Below are 20,572 nucleotides of genomic sequence, written 5' to 3' on the forward strand. Positions count from 1 at the left end.
TCAGCGGGCCTGCCAGTTGGGCTTGCGCTTCTCGGCGAAGGCGAGGGTGCCCTCGCGCACGTCCGCGGTGCGGGCCACGCTCATGATCTCGCGGTTGGTGAGATCCCAGGCGGCGTCGTCGTCGATCTTGCCGTCGACCAGCCCCAGTGCGACCCGCTTGCTCGCCTGCACCGCCAGCGGCGCGTTCTCGGCGATCCGGCCCGCCAGCTCGAGCGCGGCGTCGAGGACCAGGTCGGCCGGGACCACCCGATTGACCAGCCCGAGCTCCAGCGCCCGGGCGGCGGTGATCGGTTCGCCGGTCAGGATCATCTCCATGGCGACCTTGCGCGGCAGCTGCTCGGGCAGCCGGAACGCGCCACCGGCGGCCGCGAACAGGCCGCGGGCGACCTCGGGCAGGCCGAAGGTGGCCGTCTCGGCGGCGACGGCGAGGTCGCTGGCCAGGACGAGTTCGGTGCCGCCACCGAGGGCGAAGCCGTTGACCGCGGCGATGGTCGGCTTGCTGATCGGGTGGCGGACGTAGCCGGCCAGGCCCCACTGCTCGTTGCCCGGCGCCAGGATGTTCTCGCCGCGACCGAGCGCCTTCAGGTCGGCGCCTGCGCAGAAGGCGCGCTCGCCGGCACCGGTGAGCACGACCGCGCGGACCTGCGGATCGGCCTCGGCCTGCTCGAGCGCCGCGCCCACACCGGTGCTGACCTCGGCGTCGACCGAGTTCATGGCCTGCGGCCGGTTGATGACGACGACGAGCACGTGCTCGCGTTGCTCGACGAGGACTGCGCTCACGAGGAACTCCTTGACTCTCCGCCTGTCCGCCGTGTCGCGTGACAGGTCACCTCGAGATGTATCACGCCGGGGCGCGGTGGGTCCCCGGATCGGGCTACTCACCGGTTCTCGCGCGGTCGCCGGACACTGTGGAAAACTCGGGGAAGAAATTTTCGGTCGGTTGTCGATCGGTGTCGTCGCCCGTTCGACCTAGGGATGAACAGGGACCCACCCGGGTCCACACCTACCCGAGGAGACAGACCATGAAGTACATGCTGATCATGCGCGCGACCGACGACGCCTGGGCCAAGGCCGCCGAGCTCGACTTCGACGAGATGCTGGAAACCATGGGCAAGTTCAACGACGAGCTGATCCGGGCCGGCGTGCTGGTCGCCGCCGAGGGCCTCGACGACCCCGCCGAGACGGTGGTCGTCGACTACGCCTCGGAACCGCCGATCGTCACCGACGGCCCCTACGGCGAGACCAAGGAACTGTTCGGCGGGTACTACATCCTCGATGTCACCTCCAAGGAGGAGGCGGTGGAGTGGGCCAAGCGGATGCCGATGACCGGCCCCGGCGTCAAGACCGAGATCCGCCGCGTCCCCAGCATCGAAGAGTTCCCGCAGGACAACAAGTGGATCCTGAAGGAGCGGGCCTGGCGCGAGGACACCGGCCAGCTCTGAACCCGACGATGACCCAGGACACCGGCCGCGAGGCGGTCGCCGCGGTCTGGCGGATCGAATCGGCCAGAATCGTCGGTGCGCTCGCCCGCTACACCGGCGACTTCGCGATGGCCGAGGATCTCGCGCAGGAGGCGCTCGCCGAGGCGCTGGTGACCTGGCCGCGCGACGGAGTCCCGCGGCAACCGGCCGGCTGGCTGCTCACCGTCGGCCGCCGCCGCGCGATCGACGCCTACCGGCGGCGCGCCGCGCTCGACGACCGCTACGCCACCCTCGCCGGACATCTCGGCGAGGGTGGCGTGCTGACCGGCGGTGAGGCGGCCGACCCGATGCGCACGGCCGACGCCGTGCTCTGGGATCCCGACCAGATCGACGACGACGTGCTGGCGCTGATGTTCATCTCGTGTCACCCGGTGCTCTCCCGGGAGGCGCGGCTGGCCCTGACGCTGCGCGTGGTCGGCGGTCTGACCAGCGACGAGATCGCCAAGGCGTGCCTGGTGCCGACCGCGACCGTCCAGGCCAGGATCACCAGGGCGAAGAAGACCCTCGGTGCGGCGGAGGTCGCGTTCGCGGTGCCGCCCGCCGCCGAGCGCGGCGCGCGCGTCGGCTCGGTGCTCGGGGTGATCTACCTGATCTTCACCGAGGGGTCGTCGGCCAGCGCGGGCGACGATCTCATCCGCTTCGACCTGGCGGGCGAGGCGCAGCGGCTGGCCCGGGTACTCGCGCGGCTGATGCCCGGCGAGCCCGAGGTGTACGGGCTGCTCGCGCTGCTGGAGCTGACGGCGGCGCGGTTTCCCGCCCGGACCGGACCCGACGGCGAGCCGGTGCTGCTCGAGCAGCAGGACCGCCGCCGCTGGGACCCGTCCGCGATCCGGCGCGGCCGGGCGGCGCTGGCCAAGGCCGCGCAGGCCGGGCGCGGCCTCGGGGCCTACGGACTGCAGGCCGCGATCGCCGAATGTCACGCCGTCGCGCCGTCGGTCCAGACGACCGACTGGGAGCGGGTGGTCCTGCTCTACGAGGCGCTGGGCAGGCTCGCTCCCTCACCGGTGGTGGACCTCAACCGGGCGGTGGCGGTGTCGATGGCCGACGGGCCCGCGGCCGCGCTGCCGATCGTCGACGAGCTGGCCGCCGGGGGAGCGCTGGCGCGGTCGCACCTGCTGCCGAGTGTGCGCGGTGAACTCCTCACCCGGCTCGGGCGGGTCGCCGAAGCGCGCGAAGCGTTCACCGAGGCGATCCGCCTGTGCGGCAACGAACGCGAAAAGACCGTTCTCACAGGCAAACTCACCGCTCTCGAGTGAGGTACGACGTTTCCGGCCGCCGGGGTCGCGCGGGAATCGTCGCACAGTCGTAAAGTTTGCTCGGCTAATTGTCGGGTAGCCCGTAGAGGCGACGACGAGAGGTTTGTGTAGATGTCACAGGAATCGAAATCGGTGCTGCATCGCGCGATCGGTGCTTCGGCGATCGGCAATGCGGTCGAATGGTTCGACTACGGCGTCTACGCCTATCTGGCGACGTATATCGCGGCATCGCTCTTTCCCGGTGACGGCGAGGGGTCGAGCGTCGTCTACACACTGCTCGGATTCGCCGTTTCCTTTTTGATCCGCCCGATCGGCGGAATGATCTGGGGCCCGCTCGGTGACCGGATCGGGCGTAAGCGAGTGCTCGCGACGACGATCGTGCTGATGGCCGCGTCGACGCTGGCCGTCGGCCTGATCCCGAGCTACGAGGTCATCGGGATCGGCGCGCCGATCCTGCTCTACCTGCTGCGGATGGTGCAGGGCCTGTCGGCGGGCGGCGAATACGGCGGTGCCGCGACCTTCATGGCCGAATACGCGCCCGACCGCAAGCGCGGGTTCTACGGCAGTTTCCTGGAGGTCGGCACGCTGGCCGGATTCACGCTCGGCAATCTGGTGGCCCTGCTGCTGGTGAATATTCTCGACGATCCGGCCATGGAATCGTGGGGCTGGCGAATTCCGTTCCTCATCGCCGCGCCGCTGGGTTTGGTCGGAATGTATCTGCGGAGCCGGGTGGAGGATACGCCGGTCTTCCGCGAGGTCGAACGCAATGACGAGACCGAGGAAACCATCGGCGTCTATCGCGACCTGGTGACCAAATATCTGCGCCCGGTCCTGACCCTGTTCGGTTTGGTGATCGCGCTCAATGTGGTGAATTACTCGCTGCTCAGCTACACGCCGACCTATCTCGGCAACACCCTCGGCATGGCGGAATCCGACGCGCTGCTGGTCCCGCTGATCGGCCAGATCGCCATGCTGGTGACCCTGCCGTTCCTCGGCGCGCTCTCGGACCGGGTGGGCCGCAGGCCCCTGTGGCTGTTCTCGTGCGCGGCGCTGATGATCATGGTCATCCCGGTCTACAAGCTGATCGGCAGCTCACTGACCGGCGCCATCGTCGGCTTCGCGATCCTGGGCCTGCTCTACGCGCCGCAGCTGGCGACCATCTCGGCGACCTTCCCCGCCATGTTCCCGACGATCGTGCGCTTCGCGGGCGTGGCGATCGGCTACAACGTGGCCACCTCGCTGTTCGGCGGTACCGCTCCGGTGATCAACCAGGCGTTCATCGACGCCACCGGCGATCACCTGTTCCCCGCATACTACATGTTCGGCGCCTGCCTGGTCGGGCTGGTGGCCGCCTGGTTCCTCATCGAGACCAAGGGTGTCTCGCTGCGTGGCACCCAGGTGCCGGGCACCCCGGAAGCGATCGAGGAACAGCGCGACCTGGGCGACGATCCCGTCCCGGTGCGCTGAGGCGGATGCCGGTCGCCGTGGTGGCGACCGGCATCCCGGTCAGCCCGTGACCGCGGCGCGGAAGACCGCGAGCGCTTCCTCGCCCAGATGCGGCCCGCTGACCTGCACCGGCACATTCGAGGTGGCGACCAGGTCGGCGCAGGTCAGCGCGAAACTCGGGCCGCCGGTCAGGATCTTGCCGAACTCGGCGGACGCGGCGGCGAACACGATCCGCCCGACCTGCGCCCACACCATCGCGGCCGCGCACATCGGGCACGGTTCGCCGCTGGCGTACACGGTGGCGCCGCGCAGCGCCTCGGCCTTCCCCGCGGCGGTGGCCGTGGTGATGGCGACCAGCTCGGCGTGCGTGGTGACGTCGCCGCTGCTGCTCACCGCGTTCTCGCCCTCGGCGACGACCCGGCCGTCGCGGTCGACGGCGACCGCGCCGAACGGGCGGTCACCGCGCGCGGAGGCCTGGCCGGCGAGCTCGATGGCGCGACGCAGATGCGTGATGTCGTTCTCGGTGAGTGTGGTCATGCGCTGAGGTCCACTTCCGTTCCGATGCCGTTGGCGCGAGCCTTGTCGATGAGCAGCCGGGCGGCGGCCAGGTCCTGCAGGCCGATGCCGACCGAGTTGAACAGGGTGATGTCGCGATCGCCGGTGCGGCCTGGTGTCCGCCCCGCGACGACCTCACCCAGCTCGGTGCCCACCGCCGCCTCGGTGATCGCGCCCTCGGCGATGGCCAGCAGCGTGTCACCGGACTTGGTGAGCGTGGTACCGACCGAGTCTACGACGACCCGCGCGCGGCGCATGGCCGCGCCGTCGACCTCCCGGTGATCGGCCCGTGGTGGCGCGCCGACCGCGTTGACGTGCAGCCCGTCGCCGAACCAGGCGCCGTGCACGATCGGCTCCCGCGAGGGCGTGAGCGTGCACAGGATGTCGGCGGCCCGGGTGACCGCCTCCGGCGACGGCTGCGCCCGCACCTCGAGGCCGAGGTCGGCGACGGCCGCGCGAAACCGTTCCACGGTCGCGCTCGACCGCGACCAGACCAGCACCGTGTCCAGGGCGCGCACCCGGGCGATCGCGCGGGTGTGCTCGACGGCCAGCCCGCCGGCACCGATCAGGCCGAGAACCGAGCTGTCTTGGCGCGCCAGATATTTCGTCGCGACCGCGCTGGCGGCGGCCGTGCGGACCGCGGTCACGAGCCGTCCGTCGATGAGTGCCTCGCAGCCGCCGTCGGTGGCCGAGGTCACCAGGATGGCCGAGCGCTGCACCGGCAGCCCGCGCTCGCGGTTGGCGGGCAGGTCGGCGAGCAGTTTCACCACGGCGGCGCCGGCGGCCTCGGCGGCGGCGACCATCGGCACGAAGGCCGCGCCGCCGAGGGCCACGGCGGGCGGCGCGGGGACCAGCGCCGTGCCGAGCGCGAGGTCGGCGTGCGCGCGTTCGACCGCAGCCAGCACCTCGGCACGGTCGAGGACGGCGGCCACATCGGAATGCGACAGGATCAGAGTCAACGCGGGTACTCCTCGAAAAGCGGGGACGGGTCAGGAAGATCGGGCGAAGGCGACGGTCAGGTCGCGCGGCGAGCGGCTGTTGCCGACCAGGCCGCTGACGGCGACGATCGCGATCAGATAGGGCAGCATCACCAGCAGCGCGAACGGCACGTCGACGCCCAGCGCGGGCAGCGCGAACTGCAGCGCCTGCGCGATGCCGAAGAACACCGACGCCCAGATCACGCCGAGCGCGCGCCAGCGGCCCGCGATCACCGCGACCACGGCGAGATAGCCGATGCCGCCGGTCATGTTGTCGCTGAACGAATGCACCTCCGACAGCGCCAGTTGCGCACCACCGAGACCGGCGGCGACCGCGGCCAGCAGCACGCAGCCGTAGCGGACGGCCCGCACGGACAGGCCGGTGCGATCGGCGGCGATCGCGTCCTCGCCGATGGCGTCGATCACCAGGCCGAGCTTGGTGCGGCGGGAGAACACGACCGCGAGCGCGGCCACGAGGGCGAGGCACAGGTAGCCGAGCGCGGTCTGGCCGAACAGGGCCGGACCGATCACCGGGATCCGGTGCAGCAGCGGAATCCGCAGCGGGTCGAAGCCCGGCACGGAGTGACCCTTGCCGTCGGCCAGCAGCAGCCGCGCGCCGTAGGTGGTCGCGCCGAGGGCCAGGGCGTTGCTCGCGATGCCGACGACGATCTGGTCGGCGCGCAGACCGATGCTCCAGATCGCCTGCGCCACACCGAAGATCAGCGCGGCGACGACGGCGGTGAGCGCGCCGAGCACCGGTGATCCGGCGGTGACGGCGCCGAGCACACCGGCGAACGCGCCGGTGAGCATCATCGCCTCCAGGCTCAGGTTGAGCACGCCGGCGCGTTCGCTGACCAGCTCGCCACTGGCGGCGACCAGGATGGGCAGGGTGAAACCGATACCGCTGGTGGCGATGTCGGTGACCGTGTCGAGGCTCATCGCGGCGCTCCTGCCAGGTCGGGGGAATCGGTCGTATCGATCGCGGAAACCGGTGGGGGCGTGGCGGGTTCGGCGGCGCGGGCCGATCGGGTCCACAGGGCCGCCCCCGCGATGAACACGATCATCAGCGACTCCACGACCGAGATGGTCGAGGCGGGCACGTTCGCCGCGAGCTGCAGATTGATCCCGCCGGAGACGAGGAAACCGAGCAGCAGCGACACGGCGACGACGGCGGACAGCGAGCCACGGGCCAGCAGGCCGACCACCAGGCCGGAGAAGCCGTACCCGGAGGAGAAGCCCTCGGCCAGCACGAACGGTGCGGTGGCGACGAGCAATCCGCCCGCGACACCGGCGAACGCGCCCGCCGCCGACAGGCTCAGGAAGCGCAGCCGGGGCACCGGCAACCCGAGCCTGGCCGCCGCGTCGGGATTGAGCCCGACCGCCCGCAGCCGGGTGCCGAGCGCGGTGTGGCGCACCAGGATCGCTGTGCCGACCGCCGCGACCACCGCGATCCACAGGGCGATCGTCGCGGGGGAACGCTCGATGCCGAGCAGCGGCAGATGCGCGGCGGGCGTGAGCGGTTCGGACTGCGGCAACGTCTCCGAGGACGTCACCGGCTGCCGCAGCAGCGCGGGCTCGTGCACCACCAGCAGCACCATCGCCAGGCCGACGAAGTTGAGCAGCAGCGTGGTGATGATCTCGCTGGTCCCGCGCCGCACCCGAAGGTACGCCGCGATGGCGGCCCACAGCCAGCCCGCCGCGCCTGCGCCGACGATGACCGCGGGCAGGGTGACGGCGGCGGGCGCGCCGGTGAGGGTGGTGCCGATGGCGGTGGCGGCGATGCCGCCCGCGCAGATCTGGCCCTCGCCACCCACATTCACCAGTCCGGCCCGGTGCGCGATGGTGAAGCCGACCGCCACCAGCATCAGGGTCGCCGCGACATTGAGCGAGGCGCCGATCGCGTAGTCGCTGCCGAACATGCCCTCCCACAGGGCGGTCATGGTCGCTGCGGGCGCGGCACCGGCCGCGGCGGCCAGGATCAGCCCGATCACCCCGGCGGCGAGCATCGCCGCCACGGCCACGACGACCGGCTGATGCGCCCACCGGCGCAGGGGGATTCGGTGCGCGAGCGAGGTGATCATGCCGCGACTCCCATCATGAGTTCACTGATCCGCTGGGCCGCGGTGGGATCGGACGTCTCGACCGGGCCGGTGAGGGCGCCGCGATAGGCGACGAACACCCGGTCGCACAGGGCGAGCAGTTCGGGGACCTCGCTGGACACCACGAGCACTCCGCAGCCGTCGGCGGCGGCCGCGCGCAACTGGGTCAGCACGAAATCGACCGCGCCGATGTCCAATCCGCGGGTGGGCTGAGCGGCCACCAGGCAGCGCAGGTTCGCGGTGGACAGCTCGCGGGCCAGCACCACCTTCTGCTGATTGCCGCCCGAGAGCGCGCCCATCCGCACCCACGGTCCCGCCGCGCGCACGTCGAACCGCTCGAGTTCGGCCTGCGCGGCCCGGCCCATCGCGCGCTTGTCGAGCAGACCGAACCGGCGGAACCGGCCCAGCTGTCCGAGGAAGAGGTTCTCGGCGATCGTCATGTCGGCCACCATCGCGTCGCGGTGCCGGTCCTCGGGGACGATCCCGAGTCCGAGCCCGGTGCGGGTGGCCGGACGCGCGGTGGTGATGTCGGTGCCGTCGAGGGTGACCGTGCCGCCGGTGGCCGCGACTCCGCCCGCCAGCACGGCGACGAGTTCGCTCTGGCCGTTGCCCTCGACGCCGGCGATCCCGACTATCTCGCCCGGCCGCACCGCGAGCCGGACCTCGTCCAGCGCCACACTGCCGTCCGGGCGATGCGCGCTGACCCCGTCGACGGCGAGCACCGGCGCGACCTCGCCGAGGTCGGGTGCCGCCGCGCGCACCACGGGTTCGGCCGCCGGGTCGAGGCCGAGCGTGGCGGCCACGGTCGGGTCGAGATCGGCGGCGGTGCGTCCGACCATGGCCGTGAGCAGGTGCGCGATGCTGGTGTTCGACATCCGCCCACCTCCGGCGACCGTGCCGCGGCGCAGCACGGTCGCGGCGTCGGCGACCCGGGCGACCTCGCCGAGCTTGTGTGTCACCAGCACCACCGCCTTGCCGTCGGCGGCGACGGCGCGGCAGGTGTCGATGAGCGCGTCGATCTCGGCCGGATCGAGCACGCCGGTCGGTTCGTCGAGCAGGATCAGCGACGGATCGCGCAGCAGCGCCTTGACGATCTCGACCTTCTGGCGCGCGCCGACCGGCATGGTCGCCACCCGCTGGTCGAGATCGATCCGCAGCCGGTAGCGCCGCGCGATCTCGTCGAGCCGGTCGGTCAGCTCCGCCCGGCGCATCCGCACGCCCCGCTGGGTGAGCAGCAGGTTCTCCGCGACGGTCATCGTGGTGACCAGGCTGAAGTGCTGGTGCACCATCGCCACGCCCGCGGCCATCGCGGCGGCGGGGGAGTCGGGCCGGAACTCGGTGCCGCCCAGCGTCATCCGGCCGGTGTCGGGCCGGTAGCCGCCGAAGACCAGGTTGCACAGCGTCGACTTGCCCGCGCCGTTCTCGCCGAGCACGCAATGGACGGTGCCGGATTCGACGGTGACGTCCACATCGTGCAGGGCCTGCACGTCACCGAAGCTCTTACCCAATCCCTGCAGGGTCAGTGCGGAAGCGCTCATGACGGTCAGTACGGCTTGACCGCGCCGGTGGACAGGGCCGTCTTCGCCTTGGCCAGCGCGTCGGCGACCGCGGGGTCCTTGCTGCACAACACGAAATCGGTGCCGTGGTTGGGTGAGGTGAGCCCGAAGCGCACGTTCTCGGCCTTCCAGGAGTTGTCGAGCGCGGCGTTCACGGCATACTCGACCTCGGCGCCGATATCGGTGTGCACGTAGCCCAGGTAGACCGGGTTGGTGCAGTCACCGGGGATCGGGCCGCCGACCATGGCCGCGCCGGACTGGGTCGCGGCCTGTTCCATGCCCGCCTTGCCGAGGTTGACGATCTGGCCGAGCGCGCCCGCGCCGGCGCCGTAGTCGGCCAGGGCGGCCTGCTTGGCCTTGGCCGGGTCGTTGAAGTCGCCGACGTACTGCGGGGTGAGCACCTTCACGTCCGGCTTCGCGAACCGGGCGCCGTTGCCGAAGGCGTTGGCGGCGTTGACGATCGCGGGCAGCTCGACCCCACCGACGAAGGCCACCGCGCCGGTCTTCGCGCCCGCCGCCGACACCGCGCCGCTGAGGAACTCGGCCTCGGCCTGCTGCGGGTCGTAGTAGGCGAGATTGGCCATCGGCTTCGCGTCGGCGGGCCCACCGATCTCGACGAACTTCACGTTCGGGAACTGCGGGGCGACCTTGCGCACGTCGGCGTCGGTCTGGCCGCCGAGGGAGATCACCAGGTCGTTGGTCGAGGCGAAACGGACCAGGGCCTGCTGGTAGTCGCTGGCGGCGACCTGTTCGACCTTGCTCAGTTCCACCTTGTCGCCGAGGGTGTCGGCGATGCGCTGGTAGCCGAGGTACCCCGACTGCATGAAGCCGGTGTCCGACAGCGAGCCGGGGAAGAACACGCCGACCTTCAGCTTGCCGCCCGACGCGGCGGAATCGGAGGACCCGCAGGCCGACAGCAGGGCGGCGGCGGCGAGAGCGGCCGAGCCGACGGCGATCGCGCGCCGAGTGGACTTGTGCACGGGGTACTCCTTGGTCGAACGAACCGCTCACTTAGCGGTATACCGTTAAGTGTCAGCCTGGTGCCCGCAGATGACGGGCGGATTACCGAAACGTAAGAAACGGTCGCTCCCGGCTCGCGGTATTACCGTGGGGGCTGTGCAGGCGCGGAAGGATGATGCGGTGACGGAGGAACCGGCGAAGAAGTCGCTGCGGGATCGGGCCTATGAGGAGCTCCGCGACCGGATCATCGACCTGCGGCTGAGCCCCGGCCAGCGGCTGGTCGAACGCGATCTCGCGACCGAGCTGGCGATCTCCCGGATTCCGCTGCGCGAGGCGTTGCAGATGCTCGAGCGCGAGGGCCTGGTCGTCATCGTGCCGCGGCAGGGGGCGATCGTCGCGCCGTTCACGGTCACCGATGTGCGCGACCTGTTCGACGTCCGCGAGAGTCTGGAGGTGCTCGCGGCGCGCCTGGCCGCCGAGCGCGCCGAACCCGCCGACCTGACGGCGCTGCGCGACCAGCTCGATTCCGCGCGCCGCGCCACCGCCGCCGGTGACCAGGCCGCGATCGCCGCCGCCAACGCCGGTTTCCACACCCTTATCGTCGAGGTCTCCGGCAACCCGCTGCTGCATTCGCTGCTGCGCCCCTTGGAATCCCGGGTCCGCTGGCTGTTCCACCTCACCAAGGAACGCGACCCCGGCACCCAGTGCGAGGAACACGAAGCCCTCTACGCCGCCATCGCCGCGGGCGACCCGGACGCCGCCGCCGAGATCGCCTATCGCCACGTGGCCTCGGGCCGCGAACCCAGCCTCGCGCTCTCGGCCCAGTGGTCCATGCCCGCCATCGACCCGGTCTCGGCCACCCGCACCCGCCAGCGGACCTCGCAGCGCGAGAAGAGCGCGTGATGATTCCGGAGTCGGCGGAGGATTCGTCGGGGGAGACGATCGCGCGCGCGGTGCGCGCGGAGATCCTGTCGGGCCGATTGCCCGCGGGGGAGCGGCTGGTCGCCGAAGCACTGGCCCAGCGGTTCGGGGTGTCGCGGATTCCCGTGCGGGAGGCGCTGGCGCGGTTGCAGTCCGAGGGCTTCGTGACGATCGTCCGGCATCGTGGTGCCACGGTCGCGGAGCCGCCGGTACCGGTCGCGCGGCAATTGCTCCAGGTACGGCGGGGAATGGAAGTGCTGGCGGCGCAGCTGGCCGCGGAGAATCGCGGGGGCGCGGTGGCCGGCGAGCTGTCCGGCTACGTGGACGGCGAGAGCGCCGAATCCGGCGGCGCCGGATCGCCGTTCCACGATCTGATCGCGCGCGCCTCCGGCAACGACGAGCTGCGCAGGCTGCTCGGTGATGTGAACGCGCGGGTGCGCTGGGCGCTCGGCCACAATCCGGAAGTGTCGGCGAGTGACCACCGCGCGGTGGCGATCGCTGTCCTCAACGGCGCTGTCGTGCAGGCCGGTTACCTCATGGACGAACACCTGCGCCGCGACGACGTGTACTTCGCGGGCACGTTCTCCTCCTGAGTCCCGATCAAGATTGCATTCAATCTGGGGGGATATATCGATCAGTTAACGTGATTAGATGTGGTCGAAACGTGTAGGTCAACGGGATTGCATACAAAGTAGGCAGCTTGCTTCCAGTGCCGCTGAGGCAGCTCGCCGATGCGAACGTTGTCGGTGTCGCTCCCGTCCCCGGAGTCCGCGATGTCCCTCACCTCCTCTGACACTCCGTCCGCCACCTCCTCGCCCGCCGCGTCCCCCGGCCTGGCCGCCGCGCTCGATCGCATCGGCTTCGGCCGGGTGCAGGTCGTCGTCATCGCCCTGCTGATGGCCGGACTGTTCTTCGACTCGCTCGAACAGAATTCGACCGGCGCCATGGGCCCGCTGCTGAAAGACGCCTTCGGCATCGGCAATGCCGAGCTCACCCTGATCAACACGGTGACCGTGATCGGCGGCCTGGTCGGCCGGCTCGTCGGCGGCTATCTCGCCGACCGCTGGGGCCGCCGCACCGCGCTGAGCCTCAACCTGCTCGTCTACACCCTCGGCGGTCTGATCAGTGCCGCCGCCGTCGACTACGAGATGCTGCTGGCCAGCCGGTTCGTCGTCGGCGTCGGCCTGGGCGGTGAGTTCACCGTCGGCTTGGCGATCCTGGCCGAACTGGTGGCCACCCGGCACCGCGGGTCGCTGCTGGCGACACTCAACATCTCCTCCGGCGGCATCGGCAATATCGCGTCCTTCGGCTTCTTCGCCCTGGTGCTCGGTCCGCTCGGCGGTGTCCTCGGCGGTGACGACACCTCGTGGCGCTGGACGTATGTGATCCTGGCCGTTCCCGCGGTCCTGGTCGTCTACTTCCGCAGGTATCTGCCCGAATCGCCGCGCTTCCTGCTGTCGAAGGGGCGGATCGACGAGGCCAATCTGAGTCTCACCCGGCTCGGGAGCGGCAGCATCGCGGGGCTGCGGCACCCGGGCGCCACGGTTCGCTATGTCACCGAGGCCGATATCCCGCGGCAGACCAAGTCCTCGTACGCCGAAGTCTTCAAGGGCCGCAATCTGCGCCGGGTCGCCGCGGTGGGCGCCGCCTCGTGGATGTCGTTCGGTGCGCAGGTCACCCTGCTGTTCCTGATGCCGATCCTGCTGGTGTCGCGGGGCTACTCGCTCACCGATTCGCTCGCCTTCACCATGATCATGAACATCGGCAGCCTGTTCGGTGCCTGCGCCGCGTGCTATCTCGCGGGACGCGCGCCCCGCCGGGTGACCGTCATGGCGGCGGCCGTGCTCGGCTGCGTCTCGGCGATCGCCTTCGCCCTGTTCGCGAACTCCACGCTGCTCCTGCTGACCCTGGGCATGATCTTCCAGTTCTTCACGATGCTGCTCAACACCATGCTCTCGGTGTGGTCGCCGGAGCTGTTCCCGACCTCGGTCCGCGCGATGGGCGCCTCGGTGGTCAACGGGATCGGCAATGTCGCGGGCGCCGTGATGCCGTTTCCCGCCCTGTTCTTCTTCGACATCGCCGGTGTCCCAGGCGTTTTCGCGATGATCGCCGCGATGTACGCGCTGCTGGTGATCGCCGCCCGCTTCGGCCCCGAAACCTTCGGAAAGCCCCTGGAAATCGTCAGCGGGGAAACCGCTGCGGCCCCCGCCTAGTCCCCGACCATACGAGCAGAGGAGCCCGATCATGGACGAACTGAAGATCTCCGCCACCGCGCACGGACTGAACTATCTGCCGGAGTATGTCGCCGCCGATACCGGTCTGTTCGCCGCACACGACCTGGCGGTGACCGCCACCGCCAAGGATCCCTGGACCGGCGTCCTCGACGACCTGGACAGCGGTGCCGCCGACATCGCCCTCGGCGGCCTGTGGGTCCCCGGAATGTACTGGGGCACACCACGGGAACTGACCGTCTTCGCTCAGCTGAACCACCAGTTCCCCAAGGCGCTGGTGGTCCGCGACACCCACGCCGGATTCGGCTGGGCGGACCTGGTCGGCCGGACCGTGCTGGCGCCGGGCATCGGTGGCAGCGCACCGTACGCCTTCACCGCGGGGCTCATCCGCGAGGCCGGCGTCGATCCGGCCGACATCGAATTCCTGCGCGATCTGTCGACACCGATGTTCGTCGAACTGTTCGAGGCGGGTCTGGGTGACGCGATCATCCTCGACCTGACGACCGCGCAGATCCTGCAGGACAGGGGAACCGGCGTCATCGCGATCGACTACACCGAAGCCGGGGGACTGGGTCCGAACAGCGTGTACTACCTGCGCACCGATCGGTTCGAGGAACTGTCGGATCGTCTCGTGCGGTTCACCTCGGCCCTCGACCTGGCCATGCGGCGCCTGCGGACGACGGCGGTCGCCGAGCTCGAACCGCTGCTCGCCGCCCACTGGCCGGAGGTGGCGACGTCGACGCTGCTGCGGTCCTGCGAGCGCATCCGGGCATCGCGCACCTGGGAGACGGTCCGCATCGACGCCGCCGCCAGCGATCGGTGGATGCGGATGCTGGCGGAAGCGGGGATGGTGCGCACGGCGCCGCCCTTCGCCGACCTGATCGAGACCGGCATCGTGGACAGCATCGCGCTGACCGGCTCGCCCCGCTGACCCCACCCGGCGGGGGCCGCGCCTGGTCCGGCGACGGCCCCCGCCGTTCGGCAACCCCGTGCTCAGCCGCCCGGGTGGGTGCGATCCGCGGCGGCGCGCAATGCCGTTCGCGCGGCCTGGACCGCCGGGTGTGCATCGGTGCCGTTGCGGTGGGCCAGATAGGTGTGGCGCCGGATCGGCAAGGGGGTCAGCGTGATCGCGGCGGGCGGGGAGTGCAGGGCCATCGCGGGAACGATCGCGGCACCCGCGCCCGCCGCGACCAGTGCCAGCACGGTGGTGAAATCGTCGGCGTGATGGCGGATGCGCGGGGTGAAGCCCGCGGCCTGACAGACGCGCAGCGTGACGGTATGACACAGCGTGCCGGGAGTGCCCGCGATCCACGGAGATTCGACCTGAGCGCGGAGCGGATCCGGTGTGCGAGCCGGGGCGCGCGTGGCGAGGTGGACCGTCTCGGAGTGCAAGGGCTCGGTGCGCAGGGCCGCGTCGGGGGTGGCGGGCACCAGGTCGTAGTCGTGGGTGAGGGCGATGTCGAGGGTGCCGGCGCGCAGGGCGTCGGGGACCTCGGCGGGGTCGATCTCGGTCACCGTGAGTTCCAGGCGCGGATGGTCGGTGCTCAGGGTGACCAGGGCGGGGGAGAGCAGGGTGCGGGCGGCCGTGGGGAAGGCGCCGATACGCAGGGTGCCGACGAGTTCGTCTCGGGCACAGGCCAATTCGGCATCGGCGCGTTCGAGGGCGGCCAGCACCGTCTCGGTGTGGCCGACGAGCAGATGTGCCGCGGGGGTGAGCAGGACGCGTCGCCCCGTGCGTTCGAGCAGGGGGACGCCCGCCTCGCGTTCGAGCGCGGTGAGCTGCTGGGACACCGCCGACGGCGTGTAGCTGAGCGCGTCGGCGACCGCGGCGATGGTGCCGCGATGAGCGAGTTCGCGCAGGAGGCGGAGTTTGCGGACATCCAGCATCAGCTCAGCTTACGTTTGTCGTCAGGAACGTGAACTGGACCTGATGTATTCGTGGCCCGACGATGGACCCATGACATCGCTGCAGGGACTGTTCGTCCCCATGATCACCCCGTTCACCGCCGACGGCGAGCTCGCGCTCACCGCCCTGGAACAGCACGCCCACCGGGTGCTCGACGCCGGCGCGACCGGGCTCGTCGCCCTGGGCACCACCGCCGAGCCGTCGGCCCTCACGGCCGAGGAACGGGAGCTGGTCCTCGATCGCTGCGCCGGCGTCTGCGCCGAGCGGGACGCACCGCTGATCGTCTGCGCGGGCGGCAACGCCACCGCCGACTCGGTCCGGGCGGTCGGCGCGCTGCGGCAGCCGATCGCGGGCGTGCTCGCGGTGGTGCCGTACTACGTGCGGCCCAGCGAGGAGGGCGTGATCGCGCACTTCACGGCGCTGGCGGCCGCCAGCCCGGCGCCGCTCTACGTCTACGACGTGCCCTATCGCACCGCGCGCCCGCTCGGCGGTGACACGCTCGTGCGGCTCGCCGGCATTCCGAATGTCGCCGGGTTCAAGCACTCCGTCGGCGGTGTCGACGCGGCCAGCGTCGAATTGCTGGCGCGGGCGGGGGAGACGACGACGGTGCTGTGCGGCGACGACCGCTTCGCCTCGGCCCTGCTCGCGCTCGGCGCGCGCGGCGGCATCCTCGCGGCGGCCAATATCGCGCCCGCCGCCTACGCGGAGCTGATCGCCGCCTGGCTCGCCGGTGACGTCGCCCGGGGCCGCGCGCTCGGGCATCGCCTCGACGCGCTCGGCGCCGCGCTGTTCGCCGAACCCAATCCGACGGTGATCAAAGCGGTGCTCGCCGACCGGGGCCTGATCCCCAGCGCGGCTGTCCGGCTGCCGCTGCTGTCCGCTTCGCCCGAGTCCACGATCGCGGCGCTGCGGGCGGCGGAGGCGGCGGCGGTGACGCCGGTGTGACCCGAGATCACGAACAGTAAATTTCACTGGTCTTCGGGAGCGAAAGGTGCCAGGCTCAAGCGGTGACGAAACCTCCGGATATCGGCGCCGCCGATCCCACCTCCGACAAGCTGGACGCCGCCGTACTCAAAGTGGCGGGCGTAGTCGTGCTCGGCGCGGTGATGTCGATTCTCGACATCACCGTGGTCACCGTGGCGATTCCGACGTTCATGGCGGATTTCAACGCCTCCGTCGAGGTCGTCGCCTGGACCATGACCGGCTACACCCTGGCCCTGGCCTCGGTCATCCCGATGACGGGCTGGGCCGCCGACCGCTTCGGCACCAAACGCCTCTATATGGCGGCACTGTCCTTCTTCATCATCGGGTCGGTGCTGTGCTCGATGGCGTGGAGTATCGAATCGCTGGTGGCCTTCCGCGTCATCCAGGGCATCGGCGGCGGCATGCTCATGCCGCTGGGCATGACGATCATGACCCACGCCGCGGGCCCGCAGCGGATCGGCCGGGTGATGGCGGTCCTGGGTGTGCCCATGCTGCTCGGCCCGATCTGCGGCCCCATCCTCGGCGGCTGGCTGATCGACTCCTTCAGCTGGCACTGGATCTTCCTGATCAACCTGCCGCTGGGCCTGGTCGCGCTGGTCCTGGCCTACATCGTGTTCGCGCCCGACAAGCCCAAGCCCTCGGAATCGTTCGACTTCCTCGGCATGCTGCTGGCCTCGCCCGGCCTGGCCCTGTTCCTGTTCGGCGTCTCCTCCATCCCGGAGAAGGGCACGGTGCTCGCCGCGCGCGTACTCGTCCCCGCGATCATCGGCGCGGTCCTGCTGGTGGCGTTCGTGTTCCACGCGCTGCGCACCGAGCATCCGCTGATCGACCTGCGCCTGTTCCGCAACCCGTCGCTGCGCTTCTCGGTGCTGACCATGTCGCTGTTCGCGACGGCGTTCTTCGGCGCGGGCTTCCTGCTGCCCAACTACCTGCAGCAGGTGCGCGGTGAGACGGCGTTCGACTCCGGTCTGCTCATGGCCCCGCAGGGCATCGGCGCCATGCTGACGATGCCGATCGCCGGCTTCCTCGTCGACAAGATCGGTCCCGGCAAGATCGTGCTGTTCGGCATCACCTTCATCACCGTCGGCCTGGCCGGCTTCACCCAGCTCGAGGCCGACACGTCCTACCTGATGATCGGCGGCGCGCTGTTCGTGATGGGTCTGGGCATGGGCTGCACCATGATGCCGGTGATGACGGCCGCCATCCAGACGCTCTCGCACGCCCAGGTGGCGCGCGGCTCGACGTTGATGAACATCATCAACCAGACCGCGGCCTCGATCGGCACCGCGACGATGTCGGTGGTGCTGGCCGCCCAGCTCAACGACCACCCGGCGACGAAGATCGGCATCGCCTCCAACGCCAAGCCCGAACTCGCGGCGCAGTTCCCGCCCGAGCTGATCCAGCAGGGCCTGGACCTGGCCGCCGAGGCGTTCAGCCACACCTATTGGGTCGCGGTGATCCTCGCCGGCCTGACCCTGATCCCGGCGTTCTTCCTGCCGCGCACCAAACCGGACGCCCCGGTCGACGCCGAAGCGTCGATCATGGTCTGACCCGACCCGCGAAAGCCCGGGGGGAACACGGTGTTCCCCCCGGGCTTTCGCGGTATTTCAGCGCCGACCGGCGATCTCGTGCAGGACCCGCACCATCCGATCGATCTCGTCGACGGTGTTGTAGAAGGCGAACGACGGCCGCACCGTCGCCTCCACACCGAGCCTGCGCAGGATCGGCTGCGCGCAGTGATGCCCGGCCCGCACCGCGATGCCGCGTTCGTTGAGCGCCCTGCCGATGTCGGCGGGATCGCATCCCTCGATGACGAACGAGAGCACGCTCGCCTTCTCCGCCGCGGTCCCGATGAGCCGGGCGCCCGGCACCGCCGCGACCAGCGGGGTCGCGTAGGCGAGCAGTTCGTGTTCGTAGCGGCCGATGACGTCCATGCCGATGCGCGAGACGTAATCGATCGCCGTGGCGAGGCCGACCGCGTCGGCGATATTGCCGGTACCCGCCTCGAACCGGCCCGGTGGTGGCTGGAACGTGGAGCGTTCCAGCGTGACGTCGGCGATCATATTGCCGCCGCCCTGCCACGGCGGCATGTCCTCGAGCACCGCGGACTTGCCGTAGACGGCGCCGATTCCGGTGGGCCCGAACAGTTTGTGCCCGGAGAACACGAAGAAATCGGCGTCGATGTCGCGCACATCGATCGGGGTGTGCGGCACCGACTGCGCGCCGTCGATCAGCACCGTGGCCCCGACCCGGCGGGCCTGGGCGGTCAGCTCGCGCACCGGGGTGATGGTGCCCAGCGCGTTGGACACCTGCGTCACCGACACCAGTTTCGTGCGGTCGGTGAGCAACCGGGTGTACTCGTCGAGCAGCAGCTGACCGCGATCGTCGACCGGGATCACCTGGATCCGCGCGCCCGTCTCCGCGGCCAGCAACTGCCACGGCACGATGTTCGCGTGGTGCTCGAGGTGCGAGATCAGGATCTCGTCGCCCGCGCGCAGGTTCTTGCGACCCCAGGTCTGGGCGATCAGGTTGATGCCCTCGGTCGCGCCGCGCACGAACACGATCTCCGCCGGCGACCCCGCGCCGAGGAAGCGGGCGACGGTCTCGCGCGCCTGCTCGTAGGCATCGGTCGACCGGGCCGCCAATTCGTGTGCCGCCCGGTGGATGTTGGAGTTCTCGTGCGCGTAGAACGACGCCAGCCGATCGATGACCGCGCGTGGCTTCTGCGTGGTGGCGGCATTGTCGAACCACACCAGCTGATGCCCGTTGACCCGCTCGGCCAGGATCGGGAAGTCGGCGCGCACGGCGTGCACGTCGAACGCCGGATGCGGATCGGCCGCGACCGGCGGGACCGGCCCGCCGTCGAGGAAATAGAACGACGGCGCGCCGGGCGGGGCCGGTGCCACCGGAGCACGCGGCGGCGACAGGATGTCGCGCAACGACGGCAGCACCGCGAGGAACGGATCGACGTGCACGGTGTCGGCCCGCGCCGGCGGGCTCGACGGGGCGTGCTCGGCGCCCCAGCCCGGCACCGCGGGCGCGGTGGTCGGACCGCCGGGCACCGAACTTCCCGAGGCCCCCACCGGTGGTGCGGGCTGGAAGACCGGCGGTGCCTTCGTGGCGGGCGCGGGTGGCGTGACCGGCGCGTCCGGTTGCAGCAGCGACACTCCCGGTGTGCCCGCCGCTCCGGTCGGCAGCGCGGCGAAGAGCTCGCCGGCGAGGCGCGCGAGCGTCGCCTCGTCCGGGAGTCCGTCGCCGCCGCCAGCCTCAGGCCCGGTAGGACGGGGCGTAGTCATGGAACTTGTCCACCTCGGCACCCTCGAGCAGGGCCACCGCGTCGTCGGTCAGGATGGTCAGCGAGCAATACAGCGACACCAGGTACGAGGCGATGGCGCTGCGATCGATGCCCATGAACTTCACCGACAGGCCCGGCCCCTGCTCTCCGGCCAGCCCCGGCTGATACAGCCCCACCACACCCTGGCGGGATTCGCCGGTGCGGATCAGCAGGAACGATGTCTTGCCGTCCACCACGGGCACCTTGTCCGACGGAATGATCGGAATCCCGCGCCACGTGATGAATTGGGAGCCGAACAGACTGACCGTCGGCGGCGGCACCCCGCGCCGGGTGCATTCCCGGCCGAAGGCGGCGATACCCTGCGGATGCGTGAGGAAGAAGCCGGGTTCCTTCCAGACCTTGGTGATCAGATTGTCCAGGTCGTCGGGGGTGGGTGGCCCGGCCAGCGTCGTGATGCGCTGGCGCTGCACGGTATTGGCGATCAGCCCGTAGTCGGGGCTGTTGATCAGCTCGCCCTCCTGGTGCTCTTTGATCGCCTCGATGGTCAGCCGCAACTGCTGAGCGATCTGATCGTGCGGGCTCGAATACAGGTCCGAGACCCGGGTGTGCACGTCGAGAATCGTGTTGACGGCCTTGAGGCGGTACTCGCGCGGTTCCTTCTCGTAGTCGATGAAGGTCTCCGGCAGGGGCGACTCGTCGAAGTTGTCGCACTGGATATCGACGGTCTGTTCGTGCGTGACGCGGTTGCGTCGGTAGATACCGGCCTCGACCGGTACCCAGTTGAGGAGATGGACCAGCCACCGTGGAGTGATCGACTCCATCTGGGGGACGGTCTTGGTCGCGTTGGCCAGTGTCCGGGCGGCGACATCGCCGAGGGCTACCGGGCGCGGTACAGCGTTGGTCAT

The 20,572-nt window shown here is 70.4% G+C and carries 19 protein-coding genes; 9 read left to right on the top strand and 10 right to left on the bottom strand.

Features of this window, described 5'->3' with window-relative positions; genetic code table 11:
* Entirely contained in the window at positions 1-780 is a 780-nt protein-coding gene (locus AB0L91_RS27140; RefSeq protein WP_357349913.1) for a crotonase/enoyl-CoA hydratase family protein, read from the bottom strand.
* Positions 781-1,022: 242 nt separating this feature from the next.
* Between AB0L91_RS27140 and AB0L91_RS27145 the strand changes: the two genes are divergently transcribed.
* The 3 genes from AB0L91_RS27145 to AB0L91_RS27155 all read left to right on the top strand — a co-directional run bounded on the left by AB0L91_RS27145 (position 1,023) and on the right by AB0L91_RS27155 (position 4,204).
* Positions 1,023-1,442: a YciI family protein gene (locus AB0L91_RS27145; protein ID WP_357349911.1), complete on the top strand. Its 420-nt coding sequence runs from the start codon at positions 1,023-1,025 to the stop codon at positions 1,440-1,442.
* An 8-nt stretch (positions 1,443-1,450) separates the two neighbouring features.
* Complete coding sequence (locus AB0L91_RS27150) at positions 1,451-2,737, top strand: DUF6596 domain-containing protein (protein WP_365014829.1); 1,287 nt, start codon at positions 1,451-1,453, stop codon at positions 2,735-2,737.
* A 111-nt stretch (positions 2,738-2,848) separates the two neighbouring features.
* A complete protein-coding gene (locus AB0L91_RS27155) occupies positions 2,849-4,204 on the top strand; it encodes an MFS transporter (RefSeq protein WP_365014830.1) in 1,356 nt (451 codons plus the stop codon).
* A 39-nt stretch (positions 4,205-4,243) separates the two neighbouring features.
* Here AB0L91_RS27155 and AB0L91_RS27160 read toward each other — a convergent pair whose 3' ends face one another.
* Genes AB0L91_RS27160 through AB0L91_RS27185 form a run of 6 tightly spaced genes read right to left on the bottom strand, consistent with a single transcriptional unit; the run spans position 4,244 to position 10,350 of the window.
* Positions 4,244-4,720: a nucleoside deaminase gene (locus tag AB0L91_RS27160; protein WP_365014833.1), complete on the bottom strand. Its 477-nt coding sequence runs from the start codon at positions 4,718-4,720 to the stop codon at positions 4,244-4,246.
* The gene (locus tag AB0L91_RS27165) at positions 4,717-5,697 is read right to left on the bottom strand and encodes an ornithine cyclodeaminase family protein (RefSeq protein WP_365014835.1); all 981 of its coding nucleotides are present in this window, start codon (positions 5,695-5,697) and stop codon (positions 4,717-4,719) included. The genes AB0L91_RS27160 and AB0L91_RS27165 overlap by 4 nt, the downstream gene beginning before the upstream one ends.
* A 30-nt stretch (positions 5,698-5,727) precedes the next feature.
* Positions 5,728-6,654: an ABC transporter permease gene (locus tag AB0L91_RS27170; protein WP_365014837.1), complete on the bottom strand. Its 927-nt coding sequence runs from the start codon at positions 6,652-6,654 to the stop codon at positions 5,728-5,730.
* Complete coding sequence (locus AB0L91_RS27175) at positions 6,651-7,796, bottom strand: ABC transporter permease (RefSeq protein WP_365014840.1); 1,146 nt, start codon at positions 7,794-7,796, stop codon at positions 6,651-6,653. Before AB0L91_RS27175 ends, AB0L91_RS27170 begins: the two co-directional genes overlap by 4 nt.
* Positions 7,793-9,352, bottom strand: coding sequence for an ABC transporter ATP-binding protein (locus AB0L91_RS27180; protein ID WP_365014843.1), 1,560 nt, complete (start codon positions 9,350-9,352; stop codon positions 7,793-7,795). Before AB0L91_RS27180 ends, AB0L91_RS27175 begins: the two co-directional genes overlap by 4 nt.
* A 5-nt stretch (positions 9,353-9,357) precedes the next feature.
* Positions 9,358-10,350, bottom strand: a complete 993-nt coding sequence (locus tag AB0L91_RS27185) for a BMP family protein (RefSeq protein WP_365014846.1) — start codon at positions 10,348-10,350, stop codon at positions 9,358-9,360.
* Between the two features lie 160 nt (positions 10,351-10,510).
* Between AB0L91_RS27185 and AB0L91_RS27190 the strand changes: the two genes are divergently transcribed.
* The 4 genes from AB0L91_RS27190 to AB0L91_RS27205 all read left to right on the top strand — a co-directional run bounded on the left by AB0L91_RS27190 (position 10,511) and on the right by AB0L91_RS27205 (position 14,413).
* Positions 10,511-11,233 (top strand): GntR family transcriptional regulator, encoded by a 723-nt coding sequence (locus tag AB0L91_RS27190; protein WP_355281914.1) that lies wholly within the window; start codon positions 10,511-10,513, stop codon positions 11,231-11,233.
* Positions 11,233-11,844, top strand: coding sequence for a GntR family transcriptional regulator (locus tag AB0L91_RS27195; protein WP_365015294.1), 612 nt, complete (start codon positions 11,233-11,235; stop codon positions 11,842-11,844). Before AB0L91_RS27190 ends, AB0L91_RS27195 begins: the two co-directional genes overlap by 1 nt.
* 180 nt (positions 11,845-12,024) lie before the next feature.
* The gene (locus AB0L91_RS27200) at positions 12,025-13,464 is read left to right on the top strand and encodes an MFS transporter (protein ID WP_365014849.1); all 1,440 of its coding nucleotides are present in this window, start codon (positions 12,025-12,027) and stop codon (positions 13,462-13,464) included.
* A gap of 31 nt (positions 13,465-13,495) precedes the next feature.
* Positions 13,496-14,413 carry an ABC transporter substrate-binding protein gene (locus AB0L91_RS27205; protein ID WP_365014851.1) on the top strand — a complete coding sequence of 306 codons (918 nt, stop codon included), beginning with the start codon at positions 13,496-13,498 and terminating at the stop codon, positions 14,411-14,413.
* A 62-nt stretch (positions 14,414-14,475) separates the two neighbouring features.
* On the opposite strand, the gene AB0L91_RS27210 is transcribed toward AB0L91_RS27205, so the two are convergent.
* Positions 14,476-15,369, bottom strand: a complete 894-nt coding sequence (locus tag AB0L91_RS27210) for a LysR family transcriptional regulator (protein WP_365014852.1) — start codon at positions 15,367-15,369, stop codon at positions 14,476-14,478.
* 70 nt (positions 15,370-15,439) lie between these two features.
* Here AB0L91_RS27210 and dapA point away from each other — a divergent pair, with 70 nt between their 5' ends.
* Entirely contained in the window at positions 15,440-16,333 is an 894-nt protein-coding gene (gene dapA, locus AB0L91_RS27215) for a 4-hydroxy-tetrahydrodipicolinate synthase (RefSeq protein ID WP_365014855.1), read from the top strand.
* Positions 16,334-16,395: 62 nt separating this feature from the next.
* Entirely contained in the window at positions 16,396-17,922 is a 1,527-nt protein-coding gene (locus tag AB0L91_RS27220; protein ID WP_357349886.1) for a DHA2 family efflux MFS transporter permease subunit, read from the top strand.
* Between the two features lie 57 nt (positions 17,923-17,979).
* Here the strand turns inward: AB0L91_RS27220 and AB0L91_RS27225 are convergent, their stop codons facing one another.
* Together AB0L91_RS27225 and AB0L91_RS27230 are read right to left on the bottom strand one after the other, a co-directional pair.
* Positions 17,980-19,668, bottom strand: coding sequence for a family 2A encapsulin nanocompartment cargo protein cysteine desulfurase (locus tag AB0L91_RS27225; RefSeq protein ID WP_365014858.1), 1,689 nt, complete (start codon positions 19,666-19,668; stop codon positions 17,980-17,982).
* Positions 19,640-20,572 (bottom strand): family 2A encapsulin nanocompartment shell protein, encoded by a 933-nt coding sequence (locus AB0L91_RS27230; RefSeq protein WP_365014861.1) that lies wholly within the window; start codon positions 20,570-20,572, stop codon positions 19,640-19,642. The genes AB0L91_RS27225 and AB0L91_RS27230 overlap by 29 nt, the downstream gene beginning before the upstream one ends.

The organism is Nocardia sp. NPDC051833 (genome assembly GCF_040681225.1).
Taxonomy (GTDB): Bacteria; Actinomycetota; Actinomycetes; order Mycobacteriales; family Mycobacteriaceae; genus Nocardia.

Coding starts and splice junctions, on each gene's coding strand:
- AB0L91_RS27205 (WP_365014851.1), top strand. CDS start 13,496: ATGGACGAACTGAAGATCTCCGCCACCGCGCACGGACTGAACTATCTG.
- AB0L91_RS27145 (WP_357349911.1), top strand. CDS start 1,023: ATGAAGTACATGCTGATCATGCGCGCGACCGACGACGCCTGGGCCAAG.
- AB0L91_RS27150 (WP_365014829.1), top strand. CDS start 1,451: ATGACCCAGGACACCGGCCGCGAGGCGGTCGCCGCGGTCTGGCGGATC.
- AB0L91_RS27200 (WP_365014849.1), top strand. CDS start 12,025: ATGTCCCTCACCTCCTCTGACACTCCGTCCGCCACCTCCTCGCCCGCC.
- AB0L91_RS27210 (WP_365014852.1), bottom strand. CDS start 15,369: ATGCTGGATGTCCGCAAACTCCGCCTCCTGCGCGAACTCGCTCATCGC.
- AB0L91_RS27155 (WP_365014830.1), top strand. CDS start 2,849: ATGTCACAGGAATCGAAATCGGTGCTGCATCGCGCGATCGGTGCTTCG.
- AB0L91_RS27195 (WP_365015294.1), top strand. CDS start 11,233: ATGATTCCGGAGTCGGCGGAGGATTCGTCGGGGGAGACGATCGCGCGC.
- AB0L91_RS27175 (WP_365014840.1), bottom strand. CDS start 7,796: ATGATCACCTCGCTCGCGCACCGAATCCCCCTGCGCCGGTGGGCGCAT.
- AB0L91_RS27180 (WP_365014843.1), bottom strand. CDS start 9,352: ATGAGCGCTTCCGCACTGACCCTGCAGGGATTGGGTAAGAGCTTCGGT.
- dapA (WP_365014855.1), top strand. CDS start 15,440: ATGACATCGCTGCAGGGACTGTTCGTCCCCATGATCACCCCGTTCACC.
- AB0L91_RS27160 (WP_365014833.1), bottom strand. CDS start 4,720: ATGACCACACTCACCGAGAACGACATCACGCATCTGCGTCGCGCCATC.
- AB0L91_RS27170 (WP_365014837.1), bottom strand. CDS start 6,654: ATGAGCCTCGACACGGTCACCGACATCGCCACCAGCGGTATCGGTTTC.
- AB0L91_RS27230 (WP_365014861.1), bottom strand. CDS start 20,572: ATGACCAACGCTGTACCGCGCCCGGTAGCCCTCGGCGATGTCGCCGCC.
- AB0L91_RS27225 (WP_365014858.1), bottom strand. CDS start 19,668: ATGACTACGCCCCGTCCTACCGGGCCTGAGGCTGGCGGCGGCGACGGA.